15 protein-coding genes are annotated in these 18,375 nt (G+C 49.7%); 9 read left to right on the forward strand and 6 right to left on the reverse strand.

Going from position 1 to position 18,375, the window contains the following annotated elements; genetic code table 11:
* Positions 1–31: 31 nt before the first annotated feature.
* From IQE94_RS12570 to IQE94_RS12590, 5 genes are all read right to left on the reverse strand, one after another.
* On the reverse strand, positions 32–442 hold the full coding sequence (locus tag IQE94_RS12570) for a chaperonin family protein RbcX (protein ID WP_223342072.1): 411 nt from the start codon (positions 440–442) through the stop codon (positions 32–34).
* Between the two features lie 191 nt (positions 443–633).
* Positions 634–2,046 (reverse strand): form I ribulose bisphosphate carboxylase large subunit, encoded by a 1,413-nt coding sequence (locus IQE94_RS12575; RefSeq protein WP_010873418.1) that lies wholly within the window; start codon positions 2,044–2,046, stop codon positions 634–636.
* Positions 2,047–2,323: 277 nt separating this feature from the next.
* Positions 2,324–3,607, reverse strand: a complete 1,284-nt coding sequence (ctpA, locus tag IQE94_RS12580) for a carboxyl-terminal processing protease CtpA (protein WP_212718862.1) — start codon at positions 3,605–3,607, stop codon at positions 2,324–2,326.
* A gap of 112 nt (positions 3,608–3,719) precedes the next feature.
* The gene (locus IQE94_RS12585) at positions 3,720–4,481 is read right to left on the reverse strand and encodes a nucleotidyltransferase family protein (RefSeq protein ID WP_212718865.1); all 762 of its coding nucleotides are present in this window, start codon (positions 4,479–4,481) and stop codon (positions 3,720–3,722) included.
* Positions 4,482–4,676: 195 nt separating this feature from the next.
* Entirely contained in the window at positions 4,677–5,330 is a 654-nt protein-coding gene (locus IQE94_RS12590; protein WP_212718868.1) for an L-threonylcarbamoyladenylate synthase, read from the reverse strand.
* Positions 5,331–5,730: 400 nt separating this feature from the next.
* Here IQE94_RS12590 and IQE94_RS12595 point away from each other — a divergent pair, with 400 nt between their 5' ends.
* From IQE94_RS12595 to sbcD, 7 genes are all read left to right on the forward strand, one after another.
* Positions 5,731–6,882, forward strand: a complete 1,152-nt coding sequence (locus IQE94_RS12595; RefSeq protein ID WP_212718871.1) for a murein transglycosylase A — start codon at positions 5,731–5,733, stop codon at positions 6,880–6,882.
* 270 nt (positions 6,883–7,152) lie between these two features.
* Positions 7,153–8,454, forward strand: a complete 1,302-nt coding sequence (hemL, locus tag IQE94_RS12600; protein ID WP_223342073.1) for a glutamate-1-semialdehyde 2,1-aminomutase — start codon at positions 7,153–7,155, stop codon at positions 8,452–8,454.
* A 267-nt stretch (positions 8,455–8,721) separates the two neighbouring features.
* Positions 8,722–9,801: a class II fructose-bisphosphate aldolase gene (fba, locus tag IQE94_RS12605; RefSeq protein WP_212718876.1), complete on the forward strand. Its 1,080-nt coding sequence runs from the start codon at positions 8,722–8,724 to the stop codon at positions 9,799–9,801.
* Between the two features lie 280 nt (positions 9,802–10,081).
* Complete coding sequence (dxr, locus tag IQE94_RS12610) at positions 10,082–11,257, forward strand: 1-deoxy-D-xylulose-5-phosphate reductoisomerase (RefSeq protein ID WP_370630542.1); 1,176 nt, start codon at positions 10,082–10,084, stop codon at positions 11,255–11,257.
* A 9-nt stretch (positions 11,258–11,266) separates the two neighbouring features.
* Positions 11,267–11,416, forward strand: a complete 150-nt coding sequence (locus IQE94_RS12615) for a hypothetical protein (RefSeq protein WP_212718880.1) — start codon at positions 11,267–11,269, stop codon at positions 11,414–11,416.
* A 199-nt stretch (positions 11,417–11,615) separates the two neighbouring features.
* The gene (locus tag IQE94_RS12620; protein ID WP_194017474.1) at positions 11,616–14,081 is read left to right on the forward strand and encodes an ATP-dependent Clp protease ATP-binding subunit; all 2,466 of its coding nucleotides are present in this window, start codon (positions 11,616–11,618) and stop codon (positions 14,079–14,081) included.
* A gap of 90 nt (positions 14,082–14,171) precedes the next feature.
* Complete coding sequence (sbcD, locus tag IQE94_RS12625) at positions 14,172–15,422, forward strand: exonuclease subunit SbcD (RefSeq protein ID WP_212718883.1); 1,251 nt, start codon at positions 14,172–14,174, stop codon at positions 15,420–15,422.
* Positions 15,423–15,504: 82 nt separating this feature from the next.
* Here the strand turns inward: sbcD and IQE94_RS12630 are convergent, their stop codons facing one another.
* Complete coding sequence (locus IQE94_RS12630) at positions 15,505–15,987, reverse strand: flavin reductase family protein (RefSeq protein WP_190596443.1); 483 nt, start codon at positions 15,985–15,987, stop codon at positions 15,505–15,507.
* Positions 15,988–16,173: 186 nt separating this feature from the next.
* Here IQE94_RS12630 and IQE94_RS12635 point away from each other — a divergent pair, with 186 nt between their 5' ends.
* Together IQE94_RS12635 and IQE94_RS12640 are read left to right on the forward strand one after the other, a co-directional pair.
* The gene (locus IQE94_RS12635; RefSeq protein ID WP_223342074.1) at positions 16,174–16,959 is read left to right on the forward strand and encodes a DUF1190 domain-containing protein; all 786 of its coding nucleotides are present in this window, start codon (positions 16,174–16,176) and stop codon (positions 16,957–16,959) included.
* Positions 16,959–18,302 carry a glutathionylspermidine synthase family protein gene (locus tag IQE94_RS12640; RefSeq protein WP_212718886.1) on the forward strand — a complete coding sequence of 448 codons (1,344 nt, stop codon included), beginning with the start codon at positions 16,959–16,961 and terminating at the stop codon, positions 18,300–18,302. Before IQE94_RS12635 ends, IQE94_RS12640 begins: the two co-directional genes overlap by 1 nt.
* Positions 18,303–18,375 lie beyond the last annotated feature (73 nt).

Here is an 18,375-nt window from a genome sequence, read left to right on the forward strand (position 1 = left end):
GATTTAAAAGTTTTCCTTGCTGATGACTACGTTAGGACGGGGGAGAATCTTTACTGTCTGATTCCCCGTTGGAGGTTTCCGAAGGGAAATTATCGACTTCGGCTACAGTGCGGGTCAGGCGTTCAAGCAAATGACGGCGGTGAGCAATGTTGGACTCTGTTAAACTACTCCGGGTCATACCGGGCAAAAAATCTAACACCGATTCAGCAATGTCTTCCCTAACCGCCAGGATTCTGAGCACCAGTTCCTTATTTTCATCCAGGAGTTCCGTCAAAAACGTTTCTCCATTTTGAATATTGTGACTGGCTAAATATTGGTTTAACCAAATGGCCTGGGGAGGGTTGGTTTCCCCTAGTTCACTCTGGATCCTGAGGACGGCTTGGTAGGTGAGGTAACTTTGCAGTACTTTCACCGTTGCCTGAGCTATATGCTTAGTTTGCATGAACGCCTCCCATCAGTTTTCAGGTATCAGTTAAACAGTTATCAATGATTTTTCCTGTATCATCAGTACCAAGACCGCGATCACTAGCCATGAAGGCGATCGCCAAAATCGGCTTACTAACAATTAGGGAAAAGATTTGTGCTATTTAAACACAGGTGCCTGATAACTGTTCCCTGATCACTGAATGTTGATTAGAGGGTATCCATGGCCTCGAACTCGAACTTGATTTCTTTCCAGAGTTCACAAGCCGCGGCCAATTCGGGGGACCAACGACAGGCTTCGCGGATAACGTCATTACCTTCCCGGGCTAGGTTACGACCTTCGTTCCGAGCTTGAACACAGGCTTCCAGAGCTACCCGGTTGGCAGTTGCACCGGGGGCATTACCCCAGGGGTGACCCAAAGTACCACCACCAAACTGGAGGCAAGAGTCATCACCAAAGATTTCCACCAACGCGGGCATGTGCCATACGTGGATACCACCGGAAGCTACGGGCATGGTGCCAGGCATGGAAGCATAGTCTTGGGTGAAGAAAATACCCCGGGAACGGTCTTCCTCAACGTAATCTTCCCGCATGAGGTCAACGAAGCCCATGGTGATGCCCCGTTCGCCTTCCAACTTACCGACCACGGTACCGGAGTGGAGGTGGTCCCCACCGGACAGACGTAGACATTTGGCCAGAACCCGGAAGTGGATCCCGTGGTTTTTCTGACGATCAACTACGGCGTGCATTGCTCGGTGAATGTGGAGCAGAATGCCGTTGTCCCGACACCAGCGAGCCAGGGTGGTATTAGCGGTGAAACCACCAGTGAAGAAGTCATGCATGATGATGGGGGTGCCAATTTCTTTGGCAAACTCGGCCCGTTTCATCATTTCTTCGCAGGTGCCAGCGGTAACGTTCAGGTAGTGACCTTTCATTTCGTTGGTCTCAGCCTGGGCTTTTTCGATCGCCTCTTGAACGAAGAGGAAACGATCACGCCAACGCATGAAGGGCTGGGAGTTGATGTTTTCGTCGTCTTTGGTGAAGTCCAAACCACCCCGCAGACATTCGTAAACGGCCCGACCGTAGTTTTTGGCGGACAAACCAAGTTTGGGTTTGATGGTACAACCAAGGAGAGGACGACCGTATTTGTTTAATTTGTCCCGCTCAACGGTGATGCCGTGGGGGGGCCCTTGGAAGGTTTTAATTAAAGCAACGGGAAAACGAATATCTTCTAAACGGAGGGCCCGCAGGGCTTTAAAACCAAATACGTTACCGACCAAAGAGGTTAAAACGTTGGTGACGGAACCTTCTTCAAATAAATCTAGAGGATAGGCAATAAAAGCAAAATATTGGTTATCTTCGTTGGGAACGGCTTCCAGGTCATAGCAACGACCTTTGTAGCGATCCAAATCGGTTAGGTTGTCAGTCCAAACGGTGGTCCAGGTACCGGTGGAAGACTCAGCGGCCACCGCAGCAGCGGCTTCTTCAGCAGGTACACCCGGTTGAGGGGTCATACGGAAGCAGGCGAGCAGGTCGGTATCCTTGGGGGTGTAGTCGGGGGTATAGTAGGTCAGGCGATAATCTTGTACGCCCGCCTTGAACCCTGCTTTGGCTTGTACCATCTAGGTCAGTCCTCCATAAACATTGAATAGCCTAGCTTTCTCCCACGGGCGAAATTTGGCAAAATAAAGCCTACTGTCGCCCCAGAGACAGTCATTATTTACAGTTATTTGGTTGCAAGAAGAATCTGCGATAACCTAGCAACTATCTGTTTTCTGAAGGTCATCTTATCACGCAGGGGATGCCTTTACTTATGGCAATGCTCTCCATTGACTGTTTTTTAAATTACAATTTTTGGACTTTCTGATTAGAATTTCTGATGTTTTGTTCAAATGGTGATTAGTTGGGCTTGTGAGCCGTTGCCATGGCGGGGATTGAAGGGGACTTATTGGCGATTGCCGTTCCTCCGGTGAGTAAATCGAGGGCAGCTTGGTATTGCACATCGGCGGGGGAAGTAATTTCCGCAAAGCTAATTAAAGGCTGTTCCACCACTTCGTCGGGCATGATGCCCAATTTATGGATGTCGTGATGCTCAGGGGTTTCGTATTTGGCCACAGTGATAGCAATGCCGGCCCCGTCGGACAATTCAAACAAGGATTGAATTAACCCCTTGCCAAAGGTTTTTTCTCCCAGCAAAGTAGCTCGATGATTATCCTGCAAAGCACCGGCTAAAATTTCGCTGGCACTGGCAGTGCCTTGGTTAACCAACACCACCAAGGGGCGATCGGTTACCGCTTCTCCACTGGCGGTGAAGCTTTCCTGGGTGCCTTGGCGATTAACAGTGTAGACAATGGTGCTTTCCGGCAGCCACAACCGAGCAATGTCAATACCGGCCTGGAGTAAGCCACCGGGATTGTTGCGTAAATCGAGGATATAACCGTCGGCCCCTTGGTTTTCAAGGTGGTGGAGAGCATGGACTACTTCTCTATAGGCATTGGCACTAAACTGACTCAGGCGAATATAACCCACCGATTGACCGGGGCGGGAATCATCTAATCGGGCCACCACGGGACTAAGGGAAATTAATTGCCGAGTCAGGGTAAGTTTTTCGGGGACTTCGGTGCCCGCTGGGAGAATTTCTAGGGAAACCTTGGTGTTTTTGGGACCCCGCATTCTGGCCGCCGCTTCGTCTAAGCTCAGGGTTTGGGTATCCACGCCGTCGATCGCCAAAATTTGGTCATGGGGCTGCAGACCGGCCTCCTCTGCAGGGGAACCGGCCAGGGGAGCCATAATCTCTAACTGGTTAGTTTCCGGGTTGATGTTGATCTGTAGACCTACCCCCGATAGCTCACCGGTGGTGGTCACCTGGAGATTACCGTACTGTTCTGGACGCAGTAGGCGGGTGAAGGGCTCATCTAGGGTGGCGAGCATTTCTTCGATCGCCGTATAGGTTTCTTCCCGGTCCCGGAGGGGGCGTTTAACGTACTTTTCCCGCAACAGCCACCAATTTTGATGGTTAAAGGTTTCATCGAGATAGGCTTGATTCACCAGGCGCCAAGATTGTAGCAGTAGCTTTTGTTCCTCGGTGAAGGCCAGGGCCGGCGGTGTATTGCCCAGATAAATAACAGTCCCAATAACCAAAGAGAAAACCAAAGCCCATAACCGCCTTGTCTGTTTACCCATTCCGATGCCTGCCCCCGTAAACCAAAATTTACAAAACTTAGCTGAGTTCTCATTTTAGCTAATGTCAGCAGGAATGCTCCTTTCTAGCCTGGGGGGGAATTACGGTTTGGTGCTATTTCCCCTGATCGTCCATTTGGTCAAACATGCCGAGGGATTGGATAAATTTCCCCGCCTGGGCCAGGGTTGTTGGAGTGCCAATGTCTAAAAAGGGAGCTTCCACGGCATGGACTTTGATTTTGGCTCCCTGGGCCAACAATGTAGGGAAAACATCATACTCAAAACTTAAAGGGCGTTGAGGGGGAAACTTGGCCAAAAGGCGATCGCCAATTAGATAAACCCCACTATTAATTATCCCTGCTCCCCCCTGCTTTTCGGCAAACTGTTCCAACTCTCCTTGGTCATTGACTTTCAGGGAACCAAACCGGGATGCATCGGGCACATGAACGCCCAAAATTACCCCATCAACGCTGTCATCGGCCAATTCCGCTAACAGAACTCGATAATCCGTCACAATTAAGGAATCGCCATTGAGCACCAACCAAGCCGGTGCTGGTTCTTTGAAACCATGGTGACTAATCGCATTAACAAATCCCCCCGCCGTTCCCAACGGTTCCTCCTCCGCCACACAGGCGATCACCATGTTAGCAATGTCGGCATTTTGGGCATAGGCCGCCACCTTTTCCGCCAAATAACCCGTAGAAAGGAGCGATCGCCGAAAACCTTGCTGTTGCAGATAGCGCAATTGCCAATCTAAGAAAGGACGGTGGGCCACCGGGGCCAGGGGTTTAGGCAAATCTGGTAACTGTTGTTTAATGCGGGTGCCAAAGCCCCCAGCTAAAATGACCACGGTAACGTCTGCGGGGGAAAGGGCCATAGGATCAGAAAAGTTAAATTACTAGCACTGGAGGTAGAACCTAGGAAATAGGTTACCAATTGATGATCCCGTCCAAAGTATTAGCCCAAGTTAAATGACAGTAATTTTGGCAACATCGAGGTGAAAAAATCTGCCTTAGGGACAAAGCAGACGGTGGATAGGACATTGCTTCCAATTGTCCAGAACAGGAATGATTCATTTCATCAGATGGGAAGGCAAAATGATTTCCGGGACCAGGGGGCGCAGGTCGTCAAAGGAAATAGGACCAAAATTCATAATTGTAGGTAAGGGCAAAGTACAGTCGATCAATGTTCCCCGTCGGGCATAACGACATCGGCCACCATCGCCAATTAAAGGTACCCGACCTTCAAAATAACGGCTAGCTGCCGCGAAACTAGTTACGGGTTCTCCCCCTACTTTGGCCGTGGCACACACCAACGGAAAAGGCATCGCCCCCACCAAATCGAAAACAAAGGCATCGGGACAGGCGATAAAAAGATTGCGAAAGCCCTGGGTAATGCCTGGGTCTAAATGGGGCAAGGCTTCCACAATGAGGGTTATGGGTAAAGGAAAAAGACCCATCAATTTTTGGGCGGCGGGGGAAATTTTTGCCACATCCATGGCCCGATCGCCCCGGGTGAGAATGCCTAGAGGTTGGTCTTTGTCAAATTGCTTAAAGGCCCGCAACTGGGCCACTGCCCTAGGACTGGCACCATTGACTACTAGCACATAGGTAGTGGCTAAACCTAATAAGACCATTGCTTCCTGCTCCAAGACGGATTGAATTGCAGGAATTGCTCCGGAGTTTAGCTTGATGATTTTTGTTGCAGTTTTATCCAGTGTAACCATTGAGTTTTCCCTTGAAACTGCTTCCAGGTTAACAGAAATTTTCGGCTCACTCCATTGAGTCTCTAGGTATAAAAACGCTTCTAAATAGTTGAATTTTTACATAATCTAGTTAGGGAGCAGGAATTCATCGTCTTTTTAAAATAGTTTTGACTGCCATTATTTAAACTTATCATTCTTGATTTTAGAGTAGTTTGCCTCGGTGAAAATACTCAGGTATATTCATCGGGATGGCCCTATTTTTTCTTCTTAAAAGTCAACAAACACAAGTTCTTAATAATGCTATTAGCCTAGCCATGATAATGTGCTAGCCTGCGGTCTGGTAACTCCTCATGCCCCATTCCTGGCGGAGCGGGTAAACTTAACTTTCGTCAATGGTTAGGTAATTTTCAGAAAACAACAAATGATTAAACAATCTTTCCCGCTCTTGGCCTTGATGTTGTTTTTTGCTGTCCATGGCAGTGGTCTTGGGGCCCAGTCACAACCATTAACCCCAGTGACGGGGGCAAATTTAACGCCAACAGTGGGTTTTGATGAACAGTTGTGGGGTAACCATTGTTCGGCGGGGGATAAACAGTCCCTAGTGCGGGCCATTGACCATAGTTTGGCCTATTTGAAAACGGCCAGCGCCGCCCGAGCCTATCAGAATTACCCTGTACCGGGGGTGACCAGAGAACGAGTAACCCGTTCCCTGCAGAGATTTAAGATTTTGTTGCAACAGTCTCCCAGCCCGGAAGCTCTTCAGACGGCCGTGGCCAGGGAATTTCAGTTTTATCAGGCGATCGGTAACGATGGCCAGGGAACAGTGCATTTCACTGGTTATTTTGAGCCGGTCTATACTGCCAGTCGCCAACGTACTGCTGAGTATCGTTATCCCATCTATGGCCTACCCAATAATTTTTCCCGTTGGTCTAAGCCCCACCCCACCAGGGCTGATTTAGAAGGGTTGGACGGCTTAGGAAAATCGAGTCAGTTGCAAGGGCGGGAAATTGCCTGGTTTCGTAACCGTTTAGATGCCTATCTAATCCAGGTGCAAGGTTCCGCCAAAATCAACTGGGTGGGAGGCGGCCAAAGTTCGGTGGCCTTTGCTGGGGCGACGGATTATCCCTACGTAAGCTTGGGGAAGGAAACTATTCAGGAAGGCATTTTTCAACCGGGGGAAGTTACGTTGCCAAAGTTAATTGAGTATTTTGAACAGAATCCCGGTGAACTAAGCCGTTTCATTCCCCGCAATAACCGTTTGATCTTTTTTAAGGAAACCTCCGCCAGCACCCCCGCCAAGGGCAGTATCGGTGTGCCGGTCACCGCCGAGCGTTCCATTGCCACCGATAAATCCCTTATGCCTCCAGGGGCGATCGCCGTTTTAGCGGCCCCTATTCCCGATTGTCGGGGTCAAAAAGTCAACGTTAGTCGTTTTGTGGTGGACCAGGACACCGGCAGTGCCATCAAAGGCCCCGGTCGGGTCGATATTTTTATGGGCACTGGCCAAACCCCAGGCGATCGGGCCGGTTTAATGAGTGACGACGGGCAAATTTATTATCTACTCCTGCGCTAAAAATTTTCTCCTCTTTCCCGGGGAGCAAAATCTGAGAGTTTTCAACGTTTTCTCAGAACTGGGCGCTATTGGTCACAGGAATAGAGACTGGCTGCGATAGCTTCTTGGAACTGTCCTCAGGGACTTCGCTTTCCTAGCCAGGAGGTTAGAAATTTGTTTAACGGGGCACCAAAATTCTGTACAGTGGAATTGTCCCCGTCTGTGTTTTTAATGCGGGAACAGGTTCAATGAATTTACATAGCCAGTCTTTACACCCAAAGGAGACGCGAATTGGTTAACGCAACCCCTTTTATCACCACTAAGTCAGAGGAAATTTTTACCGCGGCTCAACATCTAATGCCTGGGGGGGTCAGTTCTCCGGTGAGGGCATTTAAGTCCGTCGGCGGTCAGCCCATTGTTTTTGACCGAGTAGAAGGGGCTCAGATTTGGGACTTAGATGGCAATCAATACATTGACTACGTAGGCACCTGGGGACCGGCCATTTGTGGTCACGCCCACCCTGATGTGATCAATGCCCTCAAACAAGCTTTGGATAAGGGCACTAGTTTTGGTGCTCCCTGTGCCCAGGAGAACGTCCTGGCGGAAATGGTCATTGATGCCGTGCCCAGCATTGAAATGGTGCGGTTTGTCAACTCCGGCACTGAAGCCTGTATGTCCGTGTTGCGTTTGATGCGGGCCTTCACTGGCCGGGAAAAGATTATTAAATTTGAGGGTTGTTACCACGGCCACGCCGACATGTTTTTGGTTAAGGCTGGTTCTGGGGTGGCCACCCTTGGTCTGCCGGATTCCCCTGGGGTGCCCAGCAATACCACTAAGGCAACTTTAACGGCTCCCTATAACGATTTGGAAGCGGTCAAAGCCTTGTTTGTGGAAAATCCCGACAGTATCGCTGGGGTTATTCTTGAGCCGGTGGTAGGCAATGCGGGCTTTATTCTCCCCGATGCAGGCTTCTTGGAAGGGTTGCGGGAATTGACCAAGGAGTATGGTGCTTTATTGGTCTTTGATGAAGTAATGACCGGCTTTCGGGTGTCCTATGGTGGTGCCCAGGCTCGATTTGGCGTTACCCCCGATTTAACCACCCTTGGTAAGGTGATTGGTGGCGGTTTGCCGGTGGGGGCCTACGGCGGTCGGGAAGACATTATGGCCATGGTGGCTCCAGCCGGGCCAATGTATCAAGCTGGGACTCTGTCCGGTAACCCTTTGGCCATGACCGCGGGTATTAAAACCCTGGAAATTTTGCAAAAGCCCGGCTCCTACGAATATCTGGATAAGATTACTAAACGATTAGTGGAAGGGTTATTAACTGCGGCCCAGGAGGCTGGCCATGAAGTTTGTGGCGGTTCCATCAGTGCCATGTTTGGGATTTTCTTTGCCCCCGGCCCTGTGCGGAATTATGAAGATGCCAAGCTAGCCGACACTGCCAAATTTGCTCGCTTCCACCGGGGGATGTTGGAACGGGGTATTTATCTTGCCCCTTCCCAGTACGAAGCTGGTTTCCCTTCCCTGGCCCACACCGAAGCCCAGATTGACCAGACCATTGCGGTGGCAAAGGAAGTGTTCCCTACCCTTTGAATTGTTTGATCCCCGATGGCGATCGCCGTGGGTCATATTGCTAAATACCTAAATTTTTCCCCATCCTAAACTTGGTTGTTAAGCCATAGACTAGGGTGGGGATGTTGGTATGGGCTGATTTCAATGCCTTAGCACAAATTTCCTGAGGCGGGGCAAAAAAGATCATTAAAAATTGTCAAGGGACAGAAACTAGCCTAAGATGAGACCCATATAAAGACTTGTCTTGCGACCCCAATACACATTAGGCAATAGAACTTAGGAGGATTTATGGCTCTCGTCCCAATGCGATTGCTGTTAGACCATGCAGCGGAAAATGGTTATGGCATTCCCGCTTTCAATGTCAACAACATGGAGCAGATCATTTCGATCATGCAGGCCGCTGATGAAACCAACAGCCCTGTAATTTTGCAAGCTTCCCGTGGCGCCCGTAGCTATGCCGGGGAAAATTTTCTGCGCCATTTAGTTTTGGGGGCGGTCGAAACCTATCCTCACATTCCCATTGCCATGCACCAAGACCATGGTAATAGCCCCGCTACCTGCTATTCCGCCATCCGTAATGGTTTCACCAGTGTGATGATGGATGGTTCTTTGGAAGCCGACGCCAAAACCCCCGCTAGCTTTGAGTACAACGTTAATGTAACCGCTGAAGTCGTTAAGGTAGCCCACTCCGTTGGGGCCAGTGTAGAAGGGGAATTGGGTTGCTTAGGTTCCTTGGAAACCGGTCAAGGGGAAGCGGAAGACGGCCACGGTTTTGAAGGGAAATTAGACCACTCCCAACTGTTGACTGATCCCGAGGAAGCGGTGGAATTCGTCAACAAAACCCAGGTGGATGCCCTCGCCGTGGCGATCGGTACCAGCCATGGTGCCTATAAATTTACCCGTAAGCCCACTGGGGAAGTTTTGGCCATTAGCCGCATTGAAGAAATTCACCGCCTGTTGCCCAACACCCACTTGGTAATGCATGGTTCTTCCTCCGTTCCCCAGGAATGGATTGACATGATTAACCAATACGGTGGTGCCATCCCCGAAACCTATGGTGTGCCCGTAGAAGAAATTCAAAAGGGTATTAAGAGCGGTGTTCGCAAAGTAAACATCGACACCGATAACCGCTTGGCCATCACCGCCGCTTTCCGGGAAGCCGCCGCCAAGGATCCCAAGAACTTTGATCCCCGTCACTTCCTCAAGCCTTCTATCAAGTATATGAAGCAGATTTGTGCCGACCGTTATCAACAGTTCTGGACTGCTGGTAATGCTTCTAAGATCAAGCAATTAACCTTGGATGACTACGCTGCTAAATATGCCAAAGGTGAGTTGACTACCACTTCCCGCACTTCTGTTGCTGTTTAGGGTTTACAGGACGCTGGCAAAGTCTTCGGGCCTGGCAATGTAGTCCAGATCCTGCCCTTTCCCCTCCTGGCTGGGGCTTAGCGAAATAAAGTTAGCAGGTATCAGCAGGACTAGAAAAATGGTTTCCCAATGTTAGCCATGGTGCGAATTGGGAATACTGATCCCTCTTAATAATTTTTGCTCCTCCTTGGTTTGACCTTGGGGGAGTTTTTTCTTCTCAGATGGGCGGCAACCCCGTAAGATTGGGAAGATTAGTTTTGATTAAGCAACGGCGGTAATGGTGAAACGCATTTCTATCCTTGGCTCTACGGGGTCCATTGGCACCCAAACTCTGGACATTGTTACCCATCACCCCGACGCTTTTCAGGTGGTAGGCTTAGCGGCCGGAGGCAATGTGGCACTCCTGGCCCAACAGGTGGCGGAGTTTCGCCCAGAAATAGTTGCTATTCGCCGGGAAGAAAAGTTAGCGGATCTAAAAACGGCGATCGCCAGTTTGACCAATTACGAGCCGGAATATGTGGTGGGGGAAGCGGGGGTAGTGGAAGTAGCCCGCTATGGCGATGCAGAAAGCGTGGTCACAGGCATTGTTGGTTGTGCGGGATTATTGCCTACCATGGCGGCCATTGAGGCAGGGAAAGATATTGCTTTAGCCAATAAAGAAACTTTGATTGCGGGGGCTCCAGTGGTATTGCCCCTGGTGGAAAAAATGGGGGTGAAACTATTACCAGCAGATTCCGAGCATTCGGCTATTTTTCAATGTTTGCAGGGGGTTCCGGAGGGCGGACTGAGGCGGATTATTCTCACCGCTTCCGGGGGCGCATTCCGGGACTTGCCGGTGGAGCGTTTACCCTTTGTGACCGTACAGGATGCCCTCAAACACCCGAATTGGGCCATGGGACAAAAAATCACCATTGATTCCGCTACTCTCATGAATAAGGGTTTGGAGGTGATTGAAGCCCATTATTTGTTTGGCTTGGATTACGACCACATTGATATTGTTATCCATCCCCAGAGCATCATCCATTCCTTAATTGAGGTGCAAGATACTTCTGTCTTGGCTCAGTTGGGTTGGCCCGATATGCGTCTACCTCTCCTCTACGCCCTATCCTGGCCAGAAAGGATTTACACTGACTGGGAGCAGTTAGATTTAGTAAAAGCTGGCAGTTTAAGTTTTCGGGAACCGGATCACGACAAATATCCCTGCATGATGTTAGCCTATGCGGCCGGCAGGGCCGGGGGCGCCATGCCAGCGGTGTTAAATGCGGCCAATGAACAAGCCGTAGCTTTATTTTTGCAAGAAAAAATCAGCTTTTTGGATATTCCTCGTCTGATTGAAAAGACCTGTGACCTCTACGTTGGTCAAAATACAGCTAGTCCTGATCTAGAAAAAATTTTGGCGGCAGATCAGTGGGCCCGGCGGACGGTGTTGGAAAGTAGCGCCTGTGTGGCCACTTAGCAATAAAGTGTGCTTGACTTCAACTTTGACTGGAATTATTTGCCCAACGATGGTGGGGGATTCTGGTCAGCTTTGATGGGCCATTGCAGCGATCGCCAGAATATTTTTCATCATTTAACTAGTCGAAACGGAGATCCCCCATTGCTCTATTACCTCTGATTCTGTTAATTGTCAGGGTCAAAAATAGAGAATCTGGGCATAGGATTACAAAGACTGAGGTAGGGAAAACCCCACAGACGCAATTCGCCATTCCACCGTTAAACCTACATCCACGGCTGTACCCAGGGCAACAGCACAATAAAAGCGCTATGTTAGAATCAGCAATACACAGGGCACGCTGAGGTGATGGATTCAGGTTATGTTTGAACGCTTTACGGAAAAAGCCATTAAAGTAATCATGCTTGCTCAGGAGGAAGCTCGTCGCCTCGGACATAACTTCGTTGGCACGGAACAAATTCTGCTCGGCTTGATTGGCGAAGGGACTGGCGTCGCCGCCAAGGTTCTCAAATCCATGGGGGTTAATCTCAAAGATGCCCGCATTGAAGTAGAAAAAATTATCGGGCGGGGATCAGGCTTTGTGGCTGTGGAAATCCCCTTTACTCCCCGGGCCAAGCGAGTGCTAGAACTTTCCCTAGAGGAAGCAAGGCAACTGGGCCACAATTATATCGGCACCGAACACTTGCTGTTGGGTCTGATTCGAGAAGGGGAAGGGGTAGCTGCTCGGGTCTTGGAAAACCTTGGGGTTGATCTATCCAAAGTCCGCACCCAGGTGATTCGTATGTTGGGAGAAACCGCCGAGGTGGCCGCTGGAGGGGGATCCTCTGGCCGCACCAAAACCCCAACTCTAGACGAGTTTGGCTCTAATCTCACCCAGATGGCCGGGGAGGGTAAGTTAGACCCCGTGGTGGGCCGCCAGAAAGAAATTGAGCGGGTAATTCAAATCCTAGGACGCCGCACCAAAAATAACCCTGTCCTGATTGGGGAGCCAGGGGTAGGTAAAACGGCGATCGCCGAAGGTCTAGCCCAGCGCATTGCCAACAAAGATATTCCCGACATCCTCGAAGAAAAACGGGTCGTCACCCTGGACATTGGTCTGTTGGTGGCGGGCACCAAATACCGGGGGGAATTCGAGGAACGGCTGAAAAAAATCATGGATGAAATCCGCCAGGCCGGTAACATCATCCTGGTGATTGATGAAGTTCATACCCTGATCGGAGCCGGGGCCGCCGAAGGGGCGATCGATGCCGCTAATATTCTCAAACCCGCCCTAGCCCGGGGAGAATTGCAATGTATTGGGGCCACCACTCTCGATGAGTACCGTAAGCATATTGAACGGGATGCCGCCCTGGAACGTCGTTTTCAGCCGGTGATGGTGGGGGAACCCTCCGTGGAAGAAACCATCGAGATTCTTTACGGTCTGCGGGAACGCTACGAGCAGCACCACAAACTGAAAATTTTAGACGAAGCCCTAGAAGCGGCCGCCAAACTTTCCGACCGCTACATCTCCGACCGCTTCCTGCCTGATAAGGCGATCGACCTCATTGACGAAGCTGGTTCCCGGGTGCGGTTGATTAATTCCCAATTGCCCCCTGCGGCAAAGGAATTGGATAAGGAATTGCGGCAAATTCTGAAAGAAAAAGATGATGCTGTCCGCAATCAGGACTTCGAGCAAGCTGGGGAACTCAAGGACCGGGAAGACGAAATTAAAAAACAAATCCGGGCGATCGCCTCTTCCAAAAAAGCGGAAGGGGATAACGGCGAACCGGAAGTAACTTCCGAAGAAATTGCCCACATTGTCGCCTCCTGGACAGGGGTGCCGGTGAACAAGCTAACGGAATCGGAGTCGGAAAAACTGTTGCACATGGAAGATACCCTCCATCAACGGTTAATTGGCCAAGAAGATGCGGTTAAAGCCGTTTCCCGCGCCATCCGTCGAGCTAGGGTCGGACTGAAAAATCCCAACCGTCCCATTGCGAGCTTCATCTTCTCCGGTCCCACTGGGGTTGGTAAAACGGAGCTGACCAAAGCCCTAGCGGCCTACTTCTTCGGTTCCGAAGAAGCCATGATCCGCTTGGATATGTCCGAATTTATGGAACGCCACACCGTTTCTAAATTGATTGGTTCTCCTCCGGGTTATGTGGGCTACAACGAAGGTGGTCAGTTAACGGAAGCGGTACGCCGTCGCCCCTACACGGTGGTGCTCTTCGACGAAATTGAAAAAGCCCACCCGGACATCTTCAATATGCTCCTGCAAATTTTGGAAGATGGTCGCCTTACCGATGCCAAAGGTCGCACAGTGGACTTCAAAAACACCCTGTTGATCATGACCTCCAACATTGGTTCCAAGGTGATTGAAAAAGGTGGCGGTGGTTTAGGCTTTGATTTTGCCGACGACCAAGCCGAGTCCCAATACAATCGCATTCGCTCCTTGGTGAATGAAGAGTTGAAAAACTACTTCCGTCCTGAGTTCCTGAATCGTTTGGATGAGATTATCGTCTTCCGTCAATTGAACAAGGACGAAGTCAAGGAAATTTCCGAAATCCTCCTGCGGGATGTGTTTGCCCGGTTGGTGGAAAAAGAAATTTCTTTGCAAGTCACCGACAAGTTCAAAGAACGCATTGTGGAAGAAGGGTTCAACCCTGCCTACGGTGCCCGTCCCCTGCGCCGGGCCATTATGCGCCTGCTGGAAGACGTGTTAGCGGAAGAAATTCTTTCGGGCCGCCTCAAGGAAGGTAGTCAAGCCCTGGTGGACATTGGCGAAGACAACCAAGTGGTGGTCATCCCCGGTGAAACAAGGGAATTGATTGCCCCCGGTGTGGAATAGTTAGCTCCCCTCAGTGGGCCACTACCATGGGATTTTAGGGAGGACAAAACGTCTTCCCTTTTTTGTTGGAGTTATTGGAAGATTATTGCCATGTTAAAAGTCCTGCATCTTTCTGACATTCATCTGGGCAGTGGTTTTTCCCATGGGCACATTAATCCGGCTACGGGGCTAAATACGAGGTTAGAAGATTTTATCCAGAGTTTACGGCTTTGCATTGACCGGGCAATTCAAGAGCCGGCGGATGTGGTGCTTTTTGGGGGGGATGCTTTTCCCGATGCCACCCCGCCCCCCTACGTCCAGGAAGCGTTTGCGGCTGAATTTCGCCGTTTGGCCGATGCCCATATTCCCACTGTCCTATTAGTGGGCAACCATGATCAGCATTCCCAGGGCAGTGGGGGAGCTAGTCTTTGCATCTATCGCACCCTGGCGGTACCCGGCTTCATCGTTGGCGATCGCCTGGCCACCCATTTAATTCCCACGGTGAATGGGGATTTGCAAATTGTTACCCTGCCTTGGTTGACCCGTTCGACTCTGTTAACCAGGCCGGAAACGGAGGGATTGTCCCTAGAAGCAATTAACTTGCTCTTGCTGAAAAAGTTACAACCCATTTTGGAAGGAGAAATCCGGAGCTTAGATCCCCAGCTACCCACAATTTTGTTGGCCCATTTAATGGCAGACCGGGCCACCTTTGGAGCGGAGAAAACCCTCTCCGTAGGTAAAGGTTTTACTATTCCCCTAGCCTTAATTAATCGGCCCGAATTTAATTACGTTGCTTTGGGCCATGTCCACAAACACCAAAATCTCAATCCCCACAACAATCCCCCCATTGTTTATCCCGGTAGCATTGAGCGGGTGGACTTTGGTGAAGAAAAGGAAGATAAAGGCTATATTTGGCTGGAAATTAGCAAGGGAAAAGTAAATTGGCAATTTTGTCCTCTGTCCGCCCGTCCCTTTAAAACCATTAAGGTCGATGTAACGGAGGCCGAAGATCCCCAGGCTGAATTATTAATGGCGATCGCCAAAACAACCATTGATGATGCGGTGGTACGGCTAATTTACCAAATTCGTTCTGAACAGCTAGAACAAATAGATAACCGCAAATTACAGGAGGCTTTGAAACCGAGCCATTCCTACACCATCCGCCCAGAATTGGTGAGTCAGTTGGCCAGGCCCCGATTGCCAGAATTGGGGGTTGGTTCCGCCCTTGATCCCCTCGCCGCCCTGCGCACCTATCTGGAAAACAAAAAAGACATTAAAGGACTAATGCCCGACCTAATGGAGGCGGCCGAGCATTTACTCAGTGCCAATGAAGAGCATTGGCTAGAGACAGTGGGAGACTGAGGGCATATTGGTTCAGCCTTAATAACTCCTGTTGATTCCTTTCAGCGACCAAGGAAAAACCTTGGCAAAATCCCTAACCTGATTAACCGCCGTAGTTCCAGCCGGTACTTTCCAGCAATAAAGGCTCTCCTTCGTTGAAAACTTGGGCGCCAATCACTTCACCGACAAAAACGGTGTGATCGCCGTGGGCCACAGAGCCTACCACCCGGCATTCCACATAGCCTAAGCAATCTTTGAGCACAGGGCAACCAGTTTCGGGGGCATCAAGCACATCAAAGTTTTCAAACTTGTCTCCGACCCGGCGTTGGGGCTTAAAAAATTGCGCCGCCACATCTTTTTGGTCCGCCGCCAGAAAGCTGAGGGCAAACTGACCACTTTCCTGCAACAGCCGATGGGAAATAGAGTCAGTGCGCACGCAGTTAACCACGAGGGGAGGCTCAAAGGAGCCCTGCATTACCCAACTAGCGGTGAAACCGTTAGCTTCGTCTCCAGATTTAACGCCACAGACGTAGAGTCCGTGGGGAATTTTACGCAGGAGAGTTTTCTTGGCTTGTTCGTCTAGCACGGTGTTTTCTCAAGATTGAATGACAATTTAGCAGTCCATATTTCCCTAGCTTAACAATCCCTGACGCCTAATCAACCCTATTCAGAACTCGTATTTGCCCCCAATGGGGCTGAAATTGGCTAATTTTCATGATTCTTTCGTAAATAATTTTTACCAATTAGTTTATCCCCGGAAAATCTCAATACAATGATTCCATCATTACTGCCCGACCCGGCGATCGCCATGGACCCCAATCATTTCTCCGGCAACATTTCTCGGCCCATTTACCGCAAACAGGTAAGGCAATATCTCGCCATGGTGGCGGTGTTGGCCATGGTTAGCACCAGTTGCAAAGGCAATAATCCCAAAACTAACCAGGGTAGTGGAGCCGGCAATAACGAGAAAATTGAAGCCCTTTATTACACCAGTGTGGCGGAATGTAAAACAGACACCACCAATCAGGCCCAGGAGTATCAGGTTTTGGTAGAGGCCCACAAAGCCGGCAAATTACCCAATGCCCCAAGTCCGCCCCCAATTCGCCCGGAGGAATGTGAGGCCCAAATGAAGGCGGCCCAGGCGGAACATCAACGCAATGCACCAGTCTATGGCAGTCGAGCCGATTGTCAAGCCGATGGGATAACTTGTGAACCAACCCCCAGTGGCTACCACACCAGTGGTTACCGTCCAGTCTTTGGGGGGGCCTATTTTTATCCCTACGGCAACAGTTACACCTACATTTATTCCGGCGGTGTGCAGCGACGGGTATTGCAACCGTCCATCGTTTATCGGGGGACGAATCCAGACCAGTTGATCACCCCCAATGGGGTCACTGTACCCCGCACCACCACAGGCAAAGTTTCCACCTCCAAGGCGGTCACTGCCCCCGCTCCCCCCCGACCTGCGGGTACCGCTGCCAAGGGCACCATTTCTGGGCGCAGTAGTAATAAGGGTTTCGGTTCCACCTTTAAGGGCACTGGCCGGGGAGGCAAATAATGCAACCGATCAAAATTAGTCGTCGTCCCCGCTGGCGTCAGCATATTCAGGACAATGCCTATCAAGCGGATGTGCTCAGTGATGCGGCCCAGCAATATTGGGTGGAAACCCTGTCCCAACCCTTTGCCATCCAATTCAGCCCCCAGGAAGAAACGGCGATCGCCATTGCGAGTGAAAAACTTTGGCAAATGTGTGTGGAATTTCTAGACTGGTTTTTTGATGAGGATGATGATTCCGCCGTTGATGAAAGGTTAGCCCAGTTAAAAATTCGCTCTGAATATTGGCCTGCTCTGAAAAAAAGTTGGCATCGCACCGATCCAGTGGAAGATTTGAGTTTAGCTACCCGTTTTGATCTAGTGGTCACCGAAGATGGTCAGATTAAATTAATTGAAATTAATGGGGAAACGCCACTATTGGGAGCGGAAACGGTTTACCAATGGAATTGGTTAGTGGACTACCAACGCAACCACAATCAAGGGGCCTATGCTTTACCGGCCAATGCTAGTCAGTTTAATGAATATTGGGAAAGAACGGCGGGGCAATGGCGCAGAATTTATGAAGAATATGATTTACTCCGCACAGGCATTTCCTTTCTGGTGGATGAACAACTAGAAGAAGATAGTGAAATGGCAATGCAATTAATCCAAATTCTGCACGATGAAGTGGATGAAAATGTTTACACCCAATTGGTTTATCTAAGGGGTTTAGAAAATGATCGGGGTCAATTAATCCAAAGGGGCTTGGGTTTAGATGAGGACGGTTATTTCATTGACCATGCTAATGAAAGAATTTCTATTTTATGGAAAATATATGATTGGTCGGATTTGCAAAATGATATGGCCAATGCTGGTTGCACTGAGGCGTTAGCCCAACGTTTAGCGGTGGGAGATACAAAAGTAATTGAACCTTTATGGAAACAAATTTTATCTAACAAAGGGGCCATGGCTTTAATTTGGCAAGAATTCAAACAGAGTGAGTATGCTGAATATCTCCTGCCCACTTATTTTGAGAGTGATATTTCCCTAGAAGCAACCCGTTTATTATTGGAGGGCTTACACGTTCGTAAACCTTTGTTGGGTATGGAAGGCATTGGTGTTTCCATTGAGTTGGGGGCTGGAGCAGTGGAAAAACGGCCTACCTATGGTTATGGTGAGGAGGGTTTTATTATCCAAGAATATATTGAACTGCCCCAGGCCTTTGACTACCATTACATGGTGGGGAGTTGGGTTATTGATGATACGGCGGCTGGCATTATTTTACGGGGAGATACTTCGCAAATTACAGGTCGTCATTGTTTGATTATTCCCCATATTGTGGCCGAAGACTTTTTATCGATTAGTTAAGCGATAGTTTCTAAAATATAAGGTGAGCAGTCATGGAAATTACTTGTTTAAAACACAGTCAGATCAATATTAA

Origin of the sequence: Synechocystis sp. PCC 7339 (genome assembly GCF_019924095.1) — a bacterium.
Lineage (GTDB): Bacteria > Cyanobacteriota > Cyanobacteriia > Cyanobacteriales > Microcystaceae > Synechocystis.

Bases quoted from the DNA above. Each gene is read 5' to 3' on its own strand.
- IQE94_RS12570 (WP_223342072.1), bottom strand. From the start codon at position 442: ATGCAAACTAAGCATATAGCTCAGGCAACGGTGAAAGTACTGCAAAGT.
- IQE94_RS12590 (WP_212718868.1), bottom strand. From the start codon at position 5,330: ATGGTTACACTGGATAAAACTGCAACAAAAATCATCAAGCTAAACTCC.
- IQE94_RS12640 (WP_212718886.1), top strand. From the start codon at position 16,959: ATGCAACCGATCAAAATTAGTCGTCGTCCCCGCTGGCGTCAGCATATT.
- IQE94_RS12575 (WP_010873418.1), bottom strand. From the start codon at position 2,046: ATGGTACAAGCCAAAGCAGGGTTCAAGGCGGGCGTACAAGATTATCGC.
- fba (WP_212718876.1), top strand. From the start codon at position 8,722: ATGGCTCTCGTCCCAATGCGATTGCTGTTAGACCATGCAGCGGAAAAT.
- IQE94_RS12620 (WP_194017474.1), top strand. From the start codon at position 11,616: ATGTTTGAACGCTTTACGGAAAAAGCCATTAAAGTAATCATGCTTGCT.
- IQE94_RS12585 (WP_212718865.1), bottom strand. From the start codon at position 4,481: ATGGCCCTTTCCCCCGCAGACGTTACCGTGGTCATTTTAGCTGGGGGC.
- sbcD (WP_212718883.1), top strand. From the start codon at position 14,172: ATGTTAAAAGTCCTGCATCTTTCTGACATTCATCTGGGCAGTGGTTTT.
- IQE94_RS12595 (WP_212718871.1), top strand. From the start codon at position 5,731: ATGATTAAACAATCTTTCCCGCTCTTGGCCTTGATGTTGTTTTTTGCT.
- ctpA (WP_212718862.1), bottom strand. From the start codon at position 3,607: ATGGGTAAACAGACAAGGCGGTTATGGGCTTTGGTTTTCTCTTTGGTT.
- IQE94_RS12635 (WP_223342074.1), top strand. From the start codon at position 16,174: ATGATTCCATCATTACTGCCCGACCCGGCGATCGCCATGGACCCCAAT.